Genomic DNA, 18,566 nt, shown 5'->3' on the forward strand with positions numbered 1-18,566 from the left:
CTAGGCTCTAATGCCAAAGTCGACTATGGGTATGCAGGATAGCGGATGGGGGCGCTAGCCTGCCTAGGCTCTATGCTGAGCCGATTATTCCTCAACAGGCGTTAGAACAGCGGTTGGATACAGCACACGGCCCGCAGGTACAGCAAATCGGGCGTTAACACTGACCAGTGGTTCGACCGTCATCTCTAGCGCCCAAAGCGGCGTTGTAAGACTGGTGGAAATGTCGTCCAAGAGGTCTTTAGTTCGATAAGCCGCTCGATAGCGGCTATACCAGTCATGGTTCTCAGGTACAACGTCCACCAAGATCTCACGCCCTTGCAGTGTGACCGAAGTCAAAACCCGCTTCTTATCGGACTCGTCCCCTGCCCCCTCCTCAGGTTCCGATTGCACAATGATCATTCGCTTTTGGTCATCGCCAGGATAGAAGAAGAGATTTGCATTCGCCTCGTCCAGCTTCAAGCGAATGAAGGCACGAACATCCTCATATCCTTCTTTTGCAACAAGTGATAACGGCTTCACAATGGATCCGGCCTTAGCCGTTTGCCGCAGCGCGCCCTGACTATCGAAGTAAATTTCGTAAAGAATGCCTGCAAGAATGTACTTCGAAACCGGCTCTGGAAAACGCCTCAAGCTGTTATCAAGGTTGGCAATGAAATCCATGGCCTTCTGTGCGTTTCCACAAGCCGCTTGGTAAATGTTGCGCCCTAGGACAAACCACGAGGTCGCCGGAAATTCTTTCTCTGATATCGATGCAAGCTTAGTGATGGCGGGGTTCTGAATGTACCAGTTGTGCGATCGAAGCGAGCTGATGATCTCGCTGAGCTCATCAGGCCCATCCGACTGATACTCAGCATCGCGCAAACCAGTCATTTGAATGGCAAGGCTTAATGCGTTAGCGAGAACTTCATTGGCCTCAGGCGCTGCCTGAACAGGAGCACGAGGTTGTTCCGGCTCAGCCTGCGCAGGTGCTTCAGCAGCCACCTCTGGTGCCTCCGGCTCTGCGACAGCGGCCTGCTCTTCGACAGCTTCGGCAATTGGCTCTTCCGAACCGGCTATGGTGACCTCTGCCGCAAGACCGTCACTCGCGACCAACTCGATCTGGATCGCGGCAGCGAGCTGTCCAACTACAGTTGGATCAGTTTTTGACAGGCCTTGAACCAGTGTCGAGAGGGTACAAATCTCAACATGTTCCCGACCTACCTCCTGCTTAAACTCCGATACCAGTCGGGGGTCAATGATCTTCAGGACTGGCGCTGTGTTGGGAACCGGTCGCCTCCCTTTTCGCCCTTCGTCAAGACGCTTGGCCGGCGCATACACCCAGTCGGACTTCTCGTCATTCGTCAAAAACAGAACGTGGGTGAAGTCTTCCCTTCGAGTTTTGCTGTAGCCAAGAATTTCCAACCAGATAATCAAGTCGCCCAAGCGATTTTCCGGCTTCGCCTCGTCCCTGAATCCGGGCGGTAGGCGGTGCTCAATCCGCGAAGGGCCTTCCTTCGCAGCGCGATCACAGATCTGGGCAATCGGGGAGTCCAAGACAACCGGGCCTAGAAAGGTTTCAATCTCAGCATGGATTTTGTCGGGATCAAATTGGTGCTTGAAGGCTTGAGTGAACGTACTGAGCTCGTTGATAGCCGCTCGAAATCCTGCCAGATACTCAGCACGGGAGCCTGTGAAGGACGTGGATCGTAACACCGCATCATCGACAAAAAGCGACGCAGTATCGAGCATCGCCTCTAGGGCCTTAGCCTGCTGATCACCCTTACCCTTAGGGGTATAGGAGCTCAGCTGGTTTTCTCTGACGCGCGCCAGGTACTCGCCTGCGCACCACGCAGGGAGGTAGAAGCGGTTTTCACTAATCGCCACGGCGGCCCAATCAAAGAACTCCTGCCGAGCTGCCGCATGAAGCTTGAACAGGTAGGACAGAATATTGGTGTCAATGAAGATGAGCGTGGTGGGCGCCTTCGCCAGATCCGCCAGCTCTGTGAGGAATTCGTCCTTGGTCTTTTTCAGCTGGTTCAACCCGAGCAACATTGCAGAGTCCTTGGCATTGGGATCGGCAGATCATAACCATCCTCGCGGCGTCTCGCCATCGGTGTTGCACCCGCCTCTGCACGCACAAACAAAGGGCGGGCAGCCCATCGCTTGATCTCTTGAGCGAAGCGGGTGAAGCTTCGAAAAACCTGAACGGGTTCACATTCTCGTACACCGCTTCTTACAAGGACGAACGCATGCCTGTCGTACAAAGGGTACTTCTGCCCGACACCAGCCTAAGCTTCGAGCACATCCTGACAGGGGTCAGCGTTGCGAATCATCTCTGCGAGACATCGGGCGCTCTCGACGCCATCTTCCTGGTGCCGGCCAAACCATCTCTCGTCACCGGTGACCTCCCTAAGGTACTGGGTGCGGGCGTGTATGACGCGCTGGTCAAAGGAAAGCCCGTGAAGCTTCCTTGCGGCGCACAGATGCGCTGCGAAACCATGAAAACCTTGCAATGGGTCACCAAGCCAGCCGTCTTGATTGCCGTGTTTGCCAACCAGAATATGATGGACAAGGTCGATGCACTGCAAAACCTGGCAGCAATTGTGGCTGTCCCATGGACACCAGATGCAGTCGACAACTGGACAAAAACCTGGTCACCCAAGATGCTGGGTAAGCCGGCAAAAGCGGGAAAAACTGCCAAACCTACCAAGCTGATCGCCGACCCAATTGTTGAGCAGGCCATGAAGTCGCTCACCGCCATGGTCAACCGGGCCCACAACACCCTGCATCCCTCTGACGAGGATCAGGCCAAACGCATTCTGCGGATCCTGCGCGCACGTGATCACCAGGAGCCTGCGCAGAACATCAAACTCTGGGCAATCAAGAATGGCTGGCTGCCCAAAGCAGCTGAGCGGCTAGAGGTCTTGGCCGAGAAAGCATTCGCCTTGCGTACGAAGCCGAAGCTCGAAAATCCGGAGCATGCCGAGCGCAGCTATCAGCGTTGGACTGAAACTGCAGAAGCATGATTACCTCTACTGCGGAAAGGAAGAGCAGTCACACTACCAATTAACGCTGGCGCTCTTCAGGATTTGTACGGGGCTTTGTTAGTATCGAGCCCCATGCTCCCAAAAATTTTAGAAGCACAGCCAAAAGAGAGCATTGTATTTTTGAAGCAAACCACTAGCGATTAATTTGTAGGCTGCCAGCTTTGTGACTTATGGATTCTAAATCCTTGCAATTATTAAAGGTGACCTGTGGATTTTGATATTTCCTTTGTACATCCAGCATTTCCAGCGGAATCAATTTTACCAAATATACTGGTGAGTGAAGGGCTGGAGCAGTATCCGGGCTTTCAGGGCACAGGATTTTTCTGCGTAAAAAATAATTCATTATTTTATTTGACTGCACGCCACTGCCTGACCAAAGATAATTCCGTAGACATTTCCAATCTGGCTAAATTCTTGAGAATTCCGTTTTCCTCCTCAACAGATTTAGATCGCAGCACTGTACCATTTGATTGCGCCTACTCAGTTATTCATAACTCTGAAGATTTGCCAGGGGTATATTTGGATGCGGTAGCATTTAGGGTGGCCAACTGGATATCACCTGAAAAGAGAGAGCTATTGATGAAGCGAGCAGTAAAGCTTCCTCCAAGTGGTGAGTGGTTTCGCAAATTTCTGAATAGCGTTCAGGCCAAAGCATGTTTTGAAAGTGGTGCCGGAATAAAACTTACAGGCGCTGGCTTTCCACTTGATGATGAATTTACAGTAGCAGAATACTCAGATAACGACAATGAATTAGCCGTGATGCGAGCAACGCCTGTAGGCTTTAAAGGCGAGGTAGGGCCAGGTGCATATGATGACAGAGTAAAGCTTAATAATGTCACATGGTCAGGGACTACCAACGGACTAAGCGGATCGCCTGTTTTCATCCACTTTAAAAAAAACAACGAGCCTTCATACGCCCTAGTAGGGATGTTCGTCACCGCCGGCGGTGGGACGGGGCAAATGATGACTGTAGATTTTCTATTGAAGCTATTTGAGGCAGAGTAGCATAAGAGGTACATCAGGGCATCATGAGGTTTTAATGGGTGAGTCATCATAAATGAGACTTTAGTATCAGATAGGACAAATTGTTCACCAAAATCTCAAGTGTCTTATTTGTGCAATCCTCGATGCTCATCAGCGGTGACGGTCTGAACAAACGAGATCAAATCCCTGTAGGGCCCCGCTCCGTTACGATCCAGGTGATAACCCGGGATCCCAAAGGCACGCGGCCCGTGCTCGTCACACCGCCTTGAATCCCCGATCATCAGCACCTGCATAGATTCCACCTGCTCCGGCAGAACGCCGAGCATGTTGCAGATGCTGCGGTACATACCAGGGTCAGGTTTGAGCATGCCTAACTCAGCACTCAGTGCGTACCCATCAAGGCCAGGGAGCAGGCTCCGTGCTTTCGAGCAATACGGCCCGGCAAGGTTTGAACACGCTCCGATTTTTACCCCATGCTCTCGCAGCAACTCGATCGCGATCATGGCGTCATCGAAGGGCGCGATGGATTCGAGCTCCAGCTCAAGCATGCACTCCAGATTGGCCAGCTCAGCAGAGGACAGACAGATTCCAAATGCCTCAGCGGCTTCGCTGATCCCACCATTGAAAGCCATGATCGCACGCATGTCTTTCGAGGATGCAGCGCGGCCCTGCTTCGCCCCGATACGCAGCAGTTGCCTATAGGGGTTCTGGCGGTTCCGGATTTCGAGGAGCGTACCAAATAGATCAAAAATCACTGCTACGGTCATTTATTTTCTCCTTATCGGCACGCAAGCCTCACTGTCCAAACTCGCCGCTATCGCACAATCACTCCATGGGTGGCGAGCTCATTTATCAACGTGTCCCGGCGCAGCATGCGGGGGATTTTAAAGAGACTTCTGTACGCATAGAAGAGACAGAAAGGTGTAAACAGAAGCCCGATGCCAAATGTGGCCGTCCCGATGATCACTCCCGCTGGAATTGCCGCTACGGCGAAGACGATCCCTTTGAGAATACTCGATCTGGCAACCAGACGCAGGTGATCAAGGTCATACTCGACCTTGCCATCCGACTTTTGGAACGCCACTAGAACGATGCTTTTCTTATTCAAATGCTTGTAATACCAAGTCCTAGGCTTATCCGTAACAATTGCACCGTGCCTCTTCAAGTAATCTAGCATGCAAACTTCTTTAAAATGAAAGGTCTTCCCTTCACTGTCTTCACATCGAACCTGGTCATAGAGCGTGTCAATGTCAGCAGAATTTTTAATATTATAGTTCTTGACTGTTAGTTCAATCTTCTTGAGCTCGGACATACCGTTCCTTAGTAAGAGGTGTAAAGAGGATATTTGCCAGAAAAACAGGCACGTGGACTCGCCAGATCCATGCTCTGGTGGTCAAGGCCAGCTTTTTCAAATCAGGTTGTTAGGTTGACTGCGGTTCACAGAGTGATGAGTCGCAACCGTTCAGAAAATCAATTGTTCAAAGCCCTAGGAAACAGAGGTCATACAGGAGCACCTGCGTTGTCAGGCATCGCAGACACAATCACGTAGTGATCCATTCCCGACAGGCTTCGTACCAATGTAAAACCGCCCTTCTGCTCCACCACATGAACCTCCGGTGTCACGACGGTCATGCCATTGCTACTGATACCTGACAGATCGCAATAGACCAGCGCAGTGAAGCGATCACCCACTCGCGCCGCGTTTAGCAGATAGGCGTCAACCGTAACTCCCCAGCCAACACCGGCTGCCTGTACAACCTTCGGTGGAAGTTCGATCAATTCACAAGCACTCACGCTCTCCATCCCTCATAAAATTTCAATTAACTTTTTTGGATCGAACCCGCAATCTTCGCCGGGATATCCGCGTTGATTTGAGAGCAAGCGGCAGCCACTCAATACAGTGTCGACGGAATGATGGGTGTGGCCGAACATCCAATAGTCTGCCCGCTCCACTAAAGCGTGCCACCTGTTGAAATAAGCCGCGCTGAGATGCCCATCTTGTTCATCCCCGGCGACTTCTGGAATTGGACAGTGATGAGTGATGACAAACGTCTTGCCATTAAATTGATGGCTCAATTCGCGATCGAGAAACGCCCTGGTGGCCTCGTTCTTAGCCATCAAATCGTGAGGCCGCAGTCGACGGTAGTTCGAGTCAGCTCTGATCATTCGAAAGTCATTCATCTCCCGCGCACAGGTCTTTGACGCGGCAACCCAATCACCAGTGCTTCCGAAATCTGTCCAGCCGGTGGCAATCAAGAACCGCACCTTGCCCAGGATCAGCGACTCGTTCTCCATCACGTGCACGTGGGGAGCGGCAACGGCTTTCATCTTTTCGACGGTTCGATCGAGATGACCTTTGTAACGCTCATGGTTCCCAACGCAGTAGACGACTGGAGTCGTGAAGGTCTCGTTTGCCCACAAAACGCCTCTTTTTTGAATGCTGATATCGCCAGCGAGCACAACTAGGTCTGCCTCGACATCAGGGGGGTCAAAAGGCTTGAACTCGATGTGGAGGTCGGAGTAGATCAGTACTTTCATGGGCTGGTGATTTTGGCCTGGCTGCTGGAATGCGCTCGCTGGGTCGAGACCCGATTCGTTGCACGCCGGAGCTGAAATTCGGTTTAAACGTATATTGATAAACCCGCTTGGCAGAGGGGCCCGCTGGCGAAGAGTGCCTCAATGTCACTTGCCATGACTATAGTCATTTGCATATGACAAGGCAAATTCCGCATATCGTTGCGTTTGCCGGAAACGCTCATGTCGCTTCGCACAGCCTTTGCCGCAGCCTTGCAATTGCTTCGTACCCGCCGCGAGTCATCGCAGCAGGATTTGGCAGAGGCCGTCGACCCTAGCTACATCAGTCGTCTCGAATCGGGTGCTCGATCTGTGACGCTAGACGTTAGCCAAGACATCGCGAAGGCGCTGGGGGTGGATCCATTGACCTTGTTGACGCTCGCTTACGCTGCACATCGCGGGCAAACGCCCAAACAGGTTCTGGATCACCTTGCAAAAGACCTTGAGTCCACAGGCTTTCTCAGCAGCGAGATACCGGCCTTGCTTCCAAAAAAAACTCATCCGGTGGTGGCAGCGTCATTGGAGCTGAGAGTGCGAATCAAGGAGCTGACCGATCAGGGTCATAGTCAGGCCGAGGTGGCTAGGAGGCTGGGGATTTCAAGGCAAACCGTCAGCAATCGCCTGAAGAAGTCGTGAAGCTCAGCGTACAAGCGTCATGACTCACAGCCCAGCGGCGTAGCTGACCTTCATACCTTGATTGTGAACGGGTACAGGCCTAGGACGACTCAGGCATAATGCATGCCCTGCATGCCTCGCTCCCTATGTCCTAAGGTCGTCCGAAAGTGGCTATTGGTGAACCCCGAAATTTGAATGACCTCTTCTATTTCGCGAAGGTCGTGGAGGCCGGTGGTTTCGCTGCGGCAGGCCGCCTACTGGGCATTCCAAAGTCAAGGTTATCCCGCCGTATTGCGGAATTAGAGGAGCGGCTCAACGCTCGCCTCCTTCAACGCACAACACGTAAATTGCAGCTCACTGCTTTAGGTGAACGGTACCTGCGCCACTGCCAGGCAATGCTCTTGGAAGCAGAGCAAGCCGATGAGGTGGTTGCCAGCGCAACCAGTGAGCCACGGGGCCCGCTACGGGTGAGCAGCCCGGTCGGTTTGGCAAATCAATTCTTAAATCCACTGGTTCGTGATTTCCTCACCCGGTACCCACAAGTACAGCTCGATCTGCTGTTGGTCAATCGCCGAGTCGATTTGATCAATGAAGGTATTGATGTCGCCCTGCGCGTTCGCGAAGCCGAAGATGAGGAGCCAAATCTCGTCACCAAGCGCTTGCGTGAGGCTCGTACGGAGGTTGTGGCTTCTCCAGACTTCCTGGCCGCCCACCCTGTTTCTCACCCCAAAGAACTCATGGCTCTGCCCTTCCTGGGGGCTCTAGACTCTGATCGCCTGGCCAGAATGCGCTTGTTCAATCAGGCCGGCGAGCGTTTCGAGATAGCCATGCCTGCCCGTTTGGGTGTCGAAGACTTCATCATGCGTAAGGAAGCAGCGCTGGGTGGCCTGGGCTTCACGGTTTTGCCGTTAATGCACTGTGAGAGCGAGCTAGCCAGCGGAGAGCTTGTTCGCATGCTCCCTGATTGGCATTGCGCCCCTGCGTGGCTCCAGGCGGTCTACCCGCACAGGCGTGGAGTGTTGCCGGCTGTCAGGGCTTGGTTGGATCACCTGGCACATGCGTTCGATCGCTGTGGTGACCGGCCCCTGTAAAAGGTGATGTTGCGTCCGTAGCCAATACGTTGATTTCAGCATATGGAGAGCTCCACCAGGCTCTCCTCGTGGGCTATCCTAGTTTCAATCAATGAGCCTGATCAAAGCCTTGATTTTGATCATTCGTCAAAAGCAAAACCTTTCTAGCCCGTTGATCGATAAAGGAAATGTCGGTTTTGATCAATGGTTTCTCTAGGAAAACAGGTCACCTCTTCTACTTTGCCCGGGTGGTCGAAGCCGGCGGTTTCGCCGCCGCTGGGCGCCAATTGGGCATCCCCAAGTCGCGCCTGTCGCGGCGCATCGCCGAGCTGGAAGAGCGCCTGGGTACACGGCTGCTCCAGCGCACCACGCGCCAGCTCAAGCTGACCGCAGTGGGCGAACGCTACCTGCACCACTGCCAGGCCATGCTGTCGGAAGCCGAGGCCGCCGACGAAGCCGTGGCAAGCATGAGCAGCGAGCCGCGCGGGCGTTTACGGGTGTCGTGCCCGGTGGCGTTGGCCCATGCGTTTCTGCCAGATGTGATCAGCCGTTTTCTGGCCCAGTACCCGCAGGTGCAACTGGACATGGTGCTGCTCAACCGCCGTGTCGACTTGATTTCCGAAGGTATCGACGTTGCCTTGCGCGTTCGCGACCTCGGCGACGAAGACCCGGCACTGGTCACCCGCCGGCTGCGCCAGGCGCAGATGCAGCTGGTCGCCGCACCTGGCTTTGCCGACCATGTTCGCGAGCCGTCCGAGCTTGCATCCCTGCCGGTGCTGGGTGCCGCCGAAGCCGACCGGCTGGTGCATTTCCGCCTGCACGGGCCCGACGGCCGGCAGCAGGAAATCGCCCTGGAGCCGCGCCTGGCTATTGATGATTTCGTCGTGCGCAACGCCGCGGTGAAGGTCGGGCTGGGCTTTACGGCATTGCCGAGCATGTTCTGCGAGGAAGAACTGGAACGCGGCGATCTGGTGCGGCTGCTGCCGGACTGGTCGTTGCCGGGCGGCTACCTGCAAGCGGTCTACCCGCATCGGCGGGGTTTGTTGCCGGCGGTACGGGTGTGGATCGACCATTTGGCTGCATCGTTCGAAGCGTGTGGAGAGCGTTATGTCTAAGCAGAAAATGACCGAGGAGCAGGTGGCGGCGTTCTGCCTGAGCCTGCCAGGGGCGCGGGAAGACTACAAATGGGGCGGCATCCGGGTGTTCTCGGTGGCCGGCAACAAGATGTTCGCGGTGCTCGATCTGGCCGGGGCGGGGTTGTCGTTCAAGGTGGCCGATGAGCTGTTCCTCGGCTATTGCGACCGGCCGGGCGTGCGCCCGGCGCCGTACCTGGCGCGAGCGCGCTGGATCAGCATGGCGCCGCCCTATCCCATGGGCCGCGAGGAACTGTGCGATGTGCTGCAGCGCTCGCACCAGTTGGTGGTAAGGCGGCTGGCCAAGCGCTTGCAGGCAGGTTTGCTGATGTGAGTGGCCTGGGCCATCAGCCCAGAGGCAGGAGCCGCCCACCCAGAAAGAGGCGGTCAAACCAGAACAGCTGATGCAGCAACACAATGCCCCAGAACACCAACTGGTACGAAAGCTTGCGGGTCTTGTGCCTGAACAGCTGCTGGGCGACCAACGCCCCCGGCCAACCGCCGACCAACTCGCCGGCATGCAGCAGTTTTTCGGGTGTACGCCACGCCTGGGCGCGGGCCTGGCGCTTGTCGTGCCAATACAACAGGGCCGTCAGGAGGCTCATCACCGGGTAGACCGCCAGTGGCAGCCACGACAGCCCGCTCCAAGCCATCTTGGCGGCGCCTGCCAGCGGCAGCTGGCACAATACACCCAGCACCAGCAGCTTCAGGCCCACATTGCGTACGCCATCTTCCTTGCGAGCCACACGTCGCTCAGCCGTTTGCGTGCGCGCCATGTCAGCCGTGCGCCGTCGACCAATCGACCCAGCCGAACTGCCAGGTCGCAAGAATCAATAGGCCGAAGACGATGCGGTACCAAGCGAACGCGGCGTAACTGTGGTTGGCGATGAACTTGAGCAGCGCGCGCACGGCGATCATCGCGAAGATGAACGACGTCACGAAGCCGAGGGCGAACACCGGCAAGTCGCTCGGCTCGAACAGATGACGGTATTTGTACCCCGAGTACACCGCCGCACCGACCATGGTTGGCATTGCCAGGAAGAACGAGAACTCCGTGGCCGCCTTGCGCGACAGGCCAAACAGCAGGCCGCCGATGATGGTCGAGCCGGAGCGCGAGGTGCCCGGGATCATCGCCAGGCACTGGATGAAACCGATCTTCAGGGCATGCGACCAACGCATGTCGTCCACATGATCGACCTCCACACGGTGTGTGCGGCGCTCGGCCCAGAGCATGATCACGCCTCCGATCACCAGCGCCGTCGCCACGGTGATCGGGTTGAACAGGTACTCGTGAATCAGGTCGGCGAACAGCACGCCCAGCACCACGGCGGGCATGAACGCCAGCAGCAGGTTGCCGGTGAAACGCCGCGCCGTGGGCTGACTGGTCAGGCCGAACACCACGTCGAGGATCTTGCGCCGGAACTCCCACACCACCGCCAGGATCGCCGCCAGTTGGATGATGATGTTGAAGGCTATCGCCCGTTCACCGCCAAAACCGATCAGGTCGGCCACGATGATCTGGTGGCCGGTACTGGAGATTGGCAAGAACTCTGTCAGCCCTTCTACCACGCCCAAGATGATTGCCTGGAAGGCAGTCCAAAAATCCATCATTCCCCCGGATGGAGCGCTGCTGCTTGCAGGCCCCTTGTTCTTGATTTGCTTGTGATTGCCGCACGCGGCGCGGCATTTTTACAGTGACTGCTGGGACCAATGCCAGCAGAAAAGTTCAGCCAGCCTAAAGGTTTCATCTTGCGCGGCCGAAATCCTAGCAGAGCGGCGTTGCAATCGCTTGCGCGGGCTGTTGCAGACTAGGCGATAAATGGCACTTAGCTATTAGTCGTGTTGGGGCCAGTGCCAATGCATGCTTGGATGCACCTAATAAAAAGAACAATGCGGGAGTGCCGTTCATGAAGACCTTGAGGTCAATGTCCATCAGCCGCCGGTTGTGGCTGATTCTGCTGGTGGCTGTGGCAATGCTGGTGATGCTCGGCCTGCTGATGTTGCGCCAGATCCATGGCGACCTGTACCAGGCCAAGGCCGAGAAAACCCGTCATGTGGTACAGACTGCCGCTGGCGTGCTGGCCTACTATCAGGGCCTGGAAAGCGCCGGCACCCTCAGCCGCGAGGCCGCCCAGCAACAGGCCCTGCAGGTGGTGCGGGCGCTGCGTTACGATCAGAACGACTACTTCTGGATCAACGACCTCGGGCCGAAGATGATCATGCACCCGGCCAACCCCAAGCTCGACGGCCAGGACCTCTCGGCCATTCGCGACCCCGACGGCTTTGCCGTGTTCAACGAAATGGCCGCCCTCGCCCGCAGCCAGGGCGCAGGCCCGGTCAATTATCGTTGGCCCAAGCCCGGCGCCAGCGACCCGGTGGCCAAGACCTCGTACATCCAACTGTTCAAACCCTGGGGCTGGATCATCGGCTCTGGCGTGTACATCGATGACGTCCAGGCCGAGTTCGCTCGCCAACTGCGCGATGCCTCGCTGCTCGGCCTGGGCATTGCCCTGCTGATGGCCCTGGTGGTCATGCTGATCGCCCGCAGCATCGCCCAGCCCTTGCAGGAGGCCGTGCAGGCCATGGGCAACATCGCCAGCGGCGAAAGCGACCTGACGCGGCGCCTGGATACCCACGGCCGCGACGAGATCACCCACCTGGGCGAACACTTCAACCGCTTCAACGGCAAGCTGCAGGATGTGGTCAGCCAGCTGCAGGGTGCCGCGCATTCGCTGGCGCAGTCCGCCGGGCGTGTCGGTGACAACGCCGGTGCCGCGCAGCAACACAGCGCGCAGCAGTCGATGCAGATGGACCAGGTGGCAACCGCTGTCAACGAAGTGACCTATGCGGTGCAGGACGTGGCCAAGACGGCCGAACAGGCCGCCGGCGAAATGCGCGCCGCACAACAGCAGGTAGAACATGGCCAGCAGGCCATCCACGGCAGCCTGCAGCAGATCGACCGGCTTTCGGCGACCATCGACCAGGCCGTGCAGGTGATCCGCAACCTGGCCGGGCACAGCACGAAAATCGGCGGCGTGCTGGAGGTAATCCGCTCCATTGCCGAGCAGACCAACCTGCTCGCACTCAACGCCGCCATCGAAGCCGCCCGCGCTGGGGAGCAAGGCCGCGGCTTCGCAGTGGTGGCGGATGAGGTGCGCCTGCTGGCCCAGCGCAGCGCGCAGTCCACCGCCGAGATCCACACCATGATCGAACACCTGCAAGGGCAATCGGACGCGGCGGTCAAGGCCATCGACACCAGCAGTGAAGCCTCGCGCCAGACCGTCGAGCAGGCCCGTGAGGCCGGCTCCAGCCTGGATGCCATCAGCCAGGCACTGCACAACCTCACTGTGCTCAATGCCACCATCGCCAGCGCCACGCTGCAGCAGTCGCATGTGGTCGAGGAGATCAACCGCAATGTGCTGGACACCGCCGGGTTGTCGCAGCAGACCGCCGATGCGGCGCGTCAATCCAGCGATGCTGGCGTGGCGCTGGGCCGTTTGAGTGAGGAACTGGAGCAACTGCTACGCCAATTCCGCGTATAGGCACCGGCCGCCCGTACCGGCCGGTATGGGCAGCCCGAGGCCCCAACTACACCTCCCCGCGCTCACACGCTACAATCGCGCCCCTTCCCCTCGCCAAGGAGCGCCGATGTCCGGCCTCGAACTCATCGCTGCCGTACTTGGCGTCACCGCCGTGTGGCTCACCGTCAAACAGAACGCCTGGTGCTGGCCGATCGGCTTGGTGATGGTGCTTATTTATGGCTGGCTGTTCTACGAGGTGAAGCTGTATTCGGGGATGCTGCTGCAAGTGGCCTACGCCGTGCTGCAACTCTACGGCTGGTGGCAATGGAAGCGCCCCGACCGCACGGAGGATGCGCGCGTCGTGTCCCGGCTGCCCTCCCCGGCAGTGTTCGGCGGGCTGATGGCGGGCCTGGTGCTGAGTGTCGCACTCGGCGCTGGCATGGCTCACTGGACCGATGCCGCCCTGCCCTGGCTCGACGCCACGCTGACCGGCTTCAGCCTGGTCGCGCAACTGTGGATGGCGCAGAAACGCGTGCAATGCTGGCCACTTTGGGTAGTGGTGGACGTGGTCTATGTCGGGCAATACCTGCACCAGCAACTCTATTTCACAGCAGGCTTCTTTGCCGTGCTTACCCTGATTGCCGTGCGTGGCTGGCTAGAATGGCGCCGCGACCCGGCCCTGAAGGTCGCGAAGGTGCAGGCATGAAGGTGTTGGTGCTGTGCGGCCCTGAGTCCAGCGGTAAAAGCTGGCTCAGCGGCGAGATCCAGGCGCATTTCGGTGGCGTGGTAGTGAGCGAGTACGTGCGCCATTTCATCGACCAGCAATGCCGCGACACCTGCTACGCCGACATCACCCCCATCGCCCAGGGCCAACTGGCCTGGGAAGACCACGCCCGGGCGCAAGCCCCGGAGTTGCTGATTCTCGACACCCACCTGCTCAGCAACATGCTGTGGAGCCATGCGCTGTTCCAGGGTTGCCCCCCGTGGCTGGAGCAGGCCTTGCTAACACGGCACTACGACCTGCACCTGCTGCTCAGCCCGCACGGTGTGAACTGGGTGGCCGACCCCCAGCGCTGCCAACCTGACCTGGCTGACCGCCAGGCATTTTTTGATGACAGCCTGCAATGGCTAAAACGCCATCAGCAGCCTCTGCAGATCATTGACGGTGACTGGCCCCTTCGCAGCGCGGCGGCATTGCGCGCGGTACAGCGCCTGCTGCAGGGGAAAACGCCAGAATGCCCCACCGAGTGTTAAGCAGGTGACACACCTCGCAGGGCTTCGCACCCCGTATTTGCGCGTTCTGCTACCGATTCCGGGGCCAGTGTCAAGCCGGTGATACAGCGCCGGGAAAAGCCCTTCGGGCAACGTCTACACCGGGCAAAACGGCAAATCGCGCGGCATCTGTCTCAGCGCTGATACAACAACGTCATGTCGCGTTCAGCCAGGCACTGCAAGCTGCTGAATGCAAAGCATTATCCAAAAGCGGCACGCCTCCTGCTCTCCTCCTCGCAACGCTGCACCCGGCCAGCGCTCGAAGAAGGAATTGCCGTCATGAGGAAACTGGACAAAGGCATCGCTCACCTGCTGCTGGCCGGTTGTGTATTGAGCACCGGTTTGAGCCTGCCGGCCCAGGCTGACAACGGCATCATCGTGATTACCCGCGATGTACAGCCACGCATGGCCATCCGCGCGCCACTGGCGCCCGATCCCTACCCGACTACCGCCAACGCCAACCCGTCCGCCTACGTGCTCAAGCAGAGCACCGAACTGAGCGATGGCGACTTTGCGAGCATCACCAGCGGTACCGGGATTTCCTCGCTGATCACCCAGCAGACCGACAACCTCGGCGGTAGCATCAGCAACCAGAACCAGTTACCGAACATGGCCGCGGGCCGAAGTACAAGTTCCGGCAACGGGATTTCCAACATGGTCAACTCCAGCGTCCAACGCGGCCTTGCCCCTCTGCAGATCCTGACCGGAGGCAAGTGAGATGAGGCAGACGCTGTTCATCCTGGCTGCCTTGTGCAGCGCACCGGCTCTCGCCCAATCACCCGTTCCCGTGATCAACAGCGCCAATATCGACAGTTCTGGCGCGCAATACCAGGGCAATTTCAGCGTCAACCAGGCGGCGGGCGACCAGCAACAGCAGGCCAATGCCCGCGCCATCGCCACCGGCCGCGAGGCGGCCGCAACCACGCAGATCCGCCAACGCCAGCTTTCCATCGTTGACCCCAACATGGGCGCCAGCGCCAGTATCCAGGGCGACGCTTTCAGCCATGGCAGCGGTGCACTGGGCGTCAACCAGAGCGCCGGCGCGAGCACACAGCAGGCCAACGCCCTGCGCATCAGCCTCAGTACACAACCGCAAAGTATCGATGACAGCGTCCTGTTGCAGCAGAACGTGGCGCTGATCAATAGCTCCGATCCAGCGGATACCTCTCCCGGCTATCGCCAGGTCACCACCGGTGACCAGGCATTCACCGGTAGCCGCGGGGTAATCCAGTTGAATCAGAGCGCCGGGGTGGGTAACCAGACGGCAAACACCCTGAGCGTACGGGTCGCCAATTGACCCAAAACAGGTAAGAACAACACTTAACCTAAAGAAGACGGAGAAACACCATGAAACCCTCGATGGCAATCAAGCCTCTGGTTTTCGCAATTGCTGCGGTCATGGCTGTTGCTGCACAAGCGGATCAGAACGATAGACGCGGTGGCCACGGCCACAATAACAACCCCCGGCAGATGGACAGGGCGGTTTATACCAACGCCGATGCCACAGCCACTGACTCCCAACGGAGCACTGGCAATAGCATCCGCAACGAAGGCACCATCAACGAAGCCGAAATGAGCAGCTCTGGCGCGGGTGCCAGTGGCAACGTCGGCGTCAACGTGGCGGCCGGTAACGGCAACCAGCAGGACAACGCTGCGGCCATCGCCAACACTTCGTCCGATAACGCCGACATCGACAACAGCTTCGTCTTCGGCACCGCCACCGCCAGTGCCGATGTTGTTCAGCGCAGCAACAACAACGTCGTCAACAACTGGTCGACGCAAAGTTCTGCGGTCATGAGCGGCTCGGCTGATGGCAGCAGCGGCAACATCGGTATCAACATTGCTGGCGGCGACCTGAACCAGCAGAAAAATACCATGGCGATTGCCAACAATGCCGCGGCTATCGGTAACTCGAGCGCCACCGCTTCGGCCGATCAGAACGGTCCTGGCCTGGAAGTGAACAACCGCGCCGATCGCACCTACACCATCGATACGCTGACCTTCACCACGTCTTCGAGTGGCTCGGCCTCGCGTAGCGGTGCGTATGATGCAAGCGTGGACAAGAGCTCCAGTTCGAGCTTCAGCGCGTCTGGCTCCAACAGCAGCAGCGCCAGCGGTTCGAAGAGCAGCAGCGCCAGCGGGTCTAGCAGCATGACCGCCAGCGGCTCCAACAGCAGCAGCGCCAGTGGCACCAACAGCATGACCGCCAGCGGCTCCAACAGCTGGGATGCCAGTGGTTCGTCCAGCCGCGACCACAGCTCTTCGTCCAGCGCTTCGCTGAACGCGTCGCTCGATGCTAGTGCCAACGGCAGTGCATCCTCGTCGCAAACCTTCGGCAACTTCACCCGTTCGCGCAGCTCCGACTTCGATGCATCGCTCAGTGCTTCGCTTGACGCATCGATCGACAGGTCGCACGAGTCGGCCAGCAACTCGTCCTTCGACAAGTCCTACAACTCGTCCTTCGACAAGGCGTATGACTCTTCGTATGACCGTACCCGCGACTCGTCCTATGACAAGTCTCGCGATACTTCGTACGAGAAGGCAAACGCCTCGGCGTGGGAAAAAGCGAGTGCTTCGGCTTACGAGAAAGCCGGCGAAAAAGCCTCGCAATCTTCGGACAGCATCTCGAAGAGCTTCAGCGAGTCTAGTGAGTTCGCGCTGAGCAACACCGTGTCGTTCCAAGTACTGACCCCGACCGGCTGGGCCAACCCTGTGACCAACACCGCTACCCTGAGTGGCTCGGTGAATGGTGGCAGCGGCAACCTGGGCGTCAACGTGGCAGCCGGTGTGGGCAACCAGCAAAGCAACTCGCTGGCCATCTCCAACACCTCCATGTAACAACTGCGGCCTGGAGGCCCCCCTCGGGGGGCCTCTTACTAACAAGAAAAAGCAGGGGGCGTCGAACATGCGCATTATCGCCTTGGCGTTTTTGCTGTGCATGGCCAGTGTGAGCGAAGCAGCCCAGATGCCGTTGTCCGTCCTGCCGGGTGGCGCGGTGATCTACAAGCCCATCCAAAGCATCCGCGAGCGCAAGTTCGCTGATCTGGTACAGCAGAAAACCGACTTCAGTTGTGGCGCAGCCTCTCTGGCAACCATCCTGCGCCAGGCCTACTGGCTGGATGTGGACGAACATCAGGTGATCGAAGGCATGCTGGCCCACGCCAACCAGGACTTGGTCCGCACTCAAGGCTTCTCGATGCTCGACATGAAGCATTACGTGGAAAGCCTGGGCATGCGCGCACGCGGCTACAAGGTAGCCCCCGACACGCTGCACAGCATCCGAATCCCGGTGGTGGTGCTGATGGACATCCGCGGCTACAAGCATTTCGTGGTCATGCAAAAGGTCGACAAAGGCTGGGTGTACATCGGCGACCCGGTGCTCGGCCACAAACGCTTCAAGCTCGATGATTTCGTAAAAGGCTGGAACGGCATCATCTTTGCCGTCATCGGCCAGGGGTACGACAAGGCCAATGCCCTGCTCGACCCGCCACTGCCGCTGAGCGCCAAAAACCGCATCAGCAACTTCACCCCGGTGCAGGACGCCGAGTTGATGGACTTCGGTTTCATCCAAAGCGACTTCTTCTAACCACGATGGGCCAGACGCTCCGGGAGCTCCCCATGAAGACTTCAATCTGGCTGGCCGCCCTTTGCCTGGCCGCCAGCCTGCCGACCCAGGCAGAAACGTTCAAACCGATCGAACTCAAGGATCAGGAGCTGGCCAACCTGCGCGGGCGCTACGTGATGCCTGGGCGGATCGTCAGCTTCGGCATCGTCATGACCAGCACCTGGCAGAACGCCAATGGTGAGGTGATTGGCGCAACCTCCGCCATGCAGGTCCAGCAATCGACCATCAAGCCGCAATTCTACGTGTCGATGATCGATGAGAAAGGCACTGGCAGCTCGCGCGCCAACAGCGCCGGCACCGGTAGCGTCACCGGCGGCAGTGGCCTCAACACCACCGAAGGCGTGACCCAGGTCGTGCGTGCTGCCGGCGATTACAACACCGCCCACAACAATGTCGACATCAACGTTACCAAGGCCAACGAAGCGCCGGCATCACAACCCCAGGGCCAGGCCCTGGCTGCCGGTTCCACGCTGGTCGGCGCCAATGGCGCAGGCTCGCTGAGCGTTTCCTCCAGCGGCACGGGGGTACAACTGAGTATCGTCGCCAATGACAACCAGGGCAGCACCGTGCAGCGTCTGGGCCAGGGTGGGCTGATGCAGAACACCACCCTGCTCGGGGCCAGCAACCGCGTCAGCAACCTGACGTCGCTCAACGTGGTGCTGCGTGACAACGCGCCTACGGCGGGCTCGATGGGCACAAACCTGGACCAGCTCAAAGGCCTTCGCAATCTCGGATACTGATCTACG

Annotated in this window: 21 protein-coding genes; 14 read left to right on the forward strand and 7 right to left on the reverse strand. The window is 58.1% G+C overall.

Translation table 11 applies throughout. The annotated features are described in order from the left end of the window. Positions 1–84: 84 nt before the first annotated feature. Positions 85–2,031: a PIN-like domain-containing protein gene (locus ACIPIJ_RS11925; protein ID WP_191087624.1), complete on the reverse strand. Its 1,947-nt coding sequence runs from the start codon at positions 2,029–2,031 to the stop codon at positions 85–87. Between the two features lie 197 nt (positions 2,032–2,228). Here ACIPIJ_RS11925 and ACIPIJ_RS11930 point away from each other — a divergent pair, with 197 nt between their 5' ends. Further along, positions 2,229–3,005: a hypothetical protein gene (locus ACIPIJ_RS11930; RefSeq protein ID WP_401076589.1), complete on the forward strand. Its 777-nt coding sequence runs from the start codon at positions 2,229–2,231 to the stop codon at positions 3,003–3,005. Positions 3,006–3,233: 228 nt separating this feature from the next. Continuing rightward, the gene (locus ACIPIJ_RS11935; RefSeq protein WP_401076591.1) at positions 3,234–4,031 is read left to right on the forward strand and encodes a hypothetical protein; all 798 of its coding nucleotides are present in this window, start codon (positions 3,234–3,236) and stop codon (positions 4,029–4,031) included. A 104-nt stretch (positions 4,032–4,135) separates the two neighbouring features. Here ACIPIJ_RS11935 and ACIPIJ_RS11940 read toward each other — a convergent pair whose 3' ends face one another. The 4 genes from ACIPIJ_RS11940 to ACIPIJ_RS11955 form a co-directional block, all read right to left on the reverse strand. Continuing rightward, the gene (locus ACIPIJ_RS11940; protein WP_191087623.1) at positions 4,136–4,777 is read right to left on the reverse strand and encodes an HAD family hydrolase; all 642 of its coding nucleotides are present in this window, start codon (positions 4,775–4,777) and stop codon (positions 4,136–4,138) included. A gap of 47 nt (positions 4,778–4,824) precedes the next feature. Beyond that, a complete protein-coding gene (locus ACIPIJ_RS11945; protein ID WP_191087622.1) occupies positions 4,825–5,322 on the reverse strand; it encodes a hypothetical protein in 498 nt (165 codons plus the stop codon). A gap of 188 nt (positions 5,323–5,510) precedes the next feature. Then, on the reverse strand, positions 5,511–5,804 hold the full coding sequence (locus ACIPIJ_RS11950; RefSeq protein ID WP_224372493.1) for a hypothetical protein: 294 nt from the start codon (positions 5,802–5,804) through the stop codon (positions 5,511–5,513). 12 nt (positions 5,805–5,816) lie between these two features. Next, positions 5,817–6,548: a metallophosphoesterase gene (locus ACIPIJ_RS11955; protein WP_401076596.1), complete on the reverse strand. Its 732-nt coding sequence runs from the start codon at positions 6,546–6,548 to the stop codon at positions 5,817–5,819. A 219-nt stretch (positions 6,549–6,767) separates the two neighbouring features. Here ACIPIJ_RS11955 and ACIPIJ_RS11960 point away from each other — a divergent pair, with 219 nt between their 5' ends. From ACIPIJ_RS11960 to ACIPIJ_RS11975, 4 genes are all read left to right on the forward strand, one after another. Next, positions 6,768–7,220: a helix-turn-helix domain-containing protein gene (locus tag ACIPIJ_RS11960; protein WP_191087620.1), complete on the forward strand. Its 453-nt coding sequence runs from the start codon at positions 6,768–6,770 to the stop codon at positions 7,218–7,220. Between the two features lie 146 nt (positions 7,221–7,366). Beyond that, a complete protein-coding gene (locus tag ACIPIJ_RS11965; protein WP_267302956.1) occupies positions 7,367–8,290 on the forward strand; it encodes a LysR substrate-binding domain-containing protein in 924 nt (307 codons plus the stop codon). A 167-nt stretch (positions 8,291–8,457) separates the two neighbouring features. After that, positions 8,458–9,384: a LysR substrate-binding domain-containing protein gene (locus ACIPIJ_RS11970; protein WP_401076599.1), complete on the forward strand. Its 927-nt coding sequence runs from the start codon at positions 8,458–8,460 to the stop codon at positions 9,382–9,384. Further along, positions 9,377–9,736, forward strand: a complete 360-nt coding sequence (locus ACIPIJ_RS11975; protein ID WP_401076602.1) for an MmcQ/YjbR family DNA-binding protein — start codon at positions 9,377–9,379, stop codon at positions 9,734–9,736. Before ACIPIJ_RS11970 ends, ACIPIJ_RS11975 begins: the two co-directional genes overlap by 8 nt. Before the next feature lie 13 nt (positions 9,737–9,749). Here ACIPIJ_RS11975 and ACIPIJ_RS11980 read toward each other — a convergent pair whose 3' ends face one another. Together ACIPIJ_RS11980 and ACIPIJ_RS11985 are read right to left on the reverse strand one after the other, a co-directional pair. Further along, a complete protein-coding gene (locus ACIPIJ_RS11980; protein ID WP_401076604.1) occupies positions 9,750–10,178 on the reverse strand; it encodes a DUF1294 domain-containing protein in 429 nt (142 codons plus the stop codon). Position 10,179: 1 nt separating this feature from the next. Next, complete coding sequence (locus ACIPIJ_RS11985; RefSeq protein WP_401076607.1) at positions 10,180–11,010, reverse strand: undecaprenyl-diphosphate phosphatase; 831 nt, start codon at positions 11,008–11,010, stop codon at positions 10,180–10,182. A 299-nt stretch (positions 11,011–11,309) separates the two neighbouring features. On the opposite strand from ACIPIJ_RS11985, the gene ACIPIJ_RS11990 reads away from it, so the two are divergent. The 8 genes from ACIPIJ_RS11990 to ACIPIJ_RS12025 all read left to right on the forward strand — a co-directional run bounded on the left by ACIPIJ_RS11990 (position 11,310) and on the right by ACIPIJ_RS12025 (position 18,560). Continuing rightward, positions 11,310–12,944, forward strand: coding sequence for a methyl-accepting chemotaxis protein (locus tag ACIPIJ_RS11990; RefSeq protein ID WP_401076610.1), 1,635 nt, complete (start codon positions 11,310–11,312; stop codon positions 12,942–12,944). A gap of 106 nt (positions 12,945–13,050) precedes the next feature. Beyond that, positions 13,051–13,629 carry a nicotinamide riboside transporter PnuC gene (pnuC, locus tag ACIPIJ_RS11995; protein ID WP_401076612.1) on the forward strand — a complete coding sequence of 193 codons (579 nt, stop codon included), beginning with the start codon at positions 13,051–13,053 and terminating at the stop codon, positions 13,627–13,629. Beyond that, positions 13,626–14,177 (forward strand): AAA family ATPase, encoded by a 552-nt coding sequence (locus tag ACIPIJ_RS12000; RefSeq protein WP_401076615.1) that lies wholly within the window; start codon positions 13,626–13,628, stop codon positions 14,175–14,177. The genes pnuC and ACIPIJ_RS12000 overlap by 4 nt, the downstream gene beginning before the upstream one ends. A 297-nt stretch (positions 14,178–14,474) precedes the next feature. After that, positions 14,475–14,912 carry a hypothetical protein gene (locus ACIPIJ_RS12005; RefSeq protein WP_401076617.1) on the forward strand — a complete coding sequence of 146 codons (438 nt, stop codon included), beginning with the start codon at positions 14,475–14,477 and terminating at the stop codon, positions 14,910–14,912. A gap of 1 nt (position 14,913) precedes the next feature. Continuing rightward, positions 14,914–15,492 carry an adhesin gene (locus ACIPIJ_RS12010; RefSeq protein WP_401076620.1) on the forward strand — a complete coding sequence of 193 codons (579 nt, stop codon included), beginning with the start codon at positions 14,914–14,916 and terminating at the stop codon, positions 15,490–15,492. A gap of 50 nt (positions 15,493–15,542) precedes the next feature. Next, positions 15,543–17,033 carry a heme utilization protein gene (locus tag ACIPIJ_RS12015; protein ID WP_401076622.1) on the forward strand — a complete coding sequence of 497 codons (1,491 nt, stop codon included), beginning with the start codon at positions 15,543–15,545 and terminating at the stop codon, positions 17,031–17,033. Positions 17,034–17,100: 67 nt separating this feature from the next. Beyond that, positions 17,101–17,781, forward strand: coding sequence for a C39 family peptidase (locus tag ACIPIJ_RS12020; protein ID WP_401076624.1), 681 nt, complete (start codon positions 17,101–17,103; stop codon positions 17,779–17,781). 32 nt (positions 17,782–17,813) lie between these two features. Continuing rightward, positions 17,814–18,560 carry a hypothetical protein gene (locus ACIPIJ_RS12025; protein ID WP_401076627.1) on the forward strand — a complete coding sequence of 249 codons (747 nt, stop codon included), beginning with the start codon at positions 17,814–17,816 and terminating at the stop codon, positions 18,558–18,560. The last annotated feature ends 6 nt before the right edge of the window (positions 18,561–18,566 follow it).

The organism is Pseudomonas sp. NPDC087185 (assembly GCF_044744955.1).
Taxonomy (GTDB): domain Bacteria; phylum Pseudomonadota; class Gammaproteobacteria; order Pseudomonadales; family Pseudomonadaceae; genus Aquipseudomonas.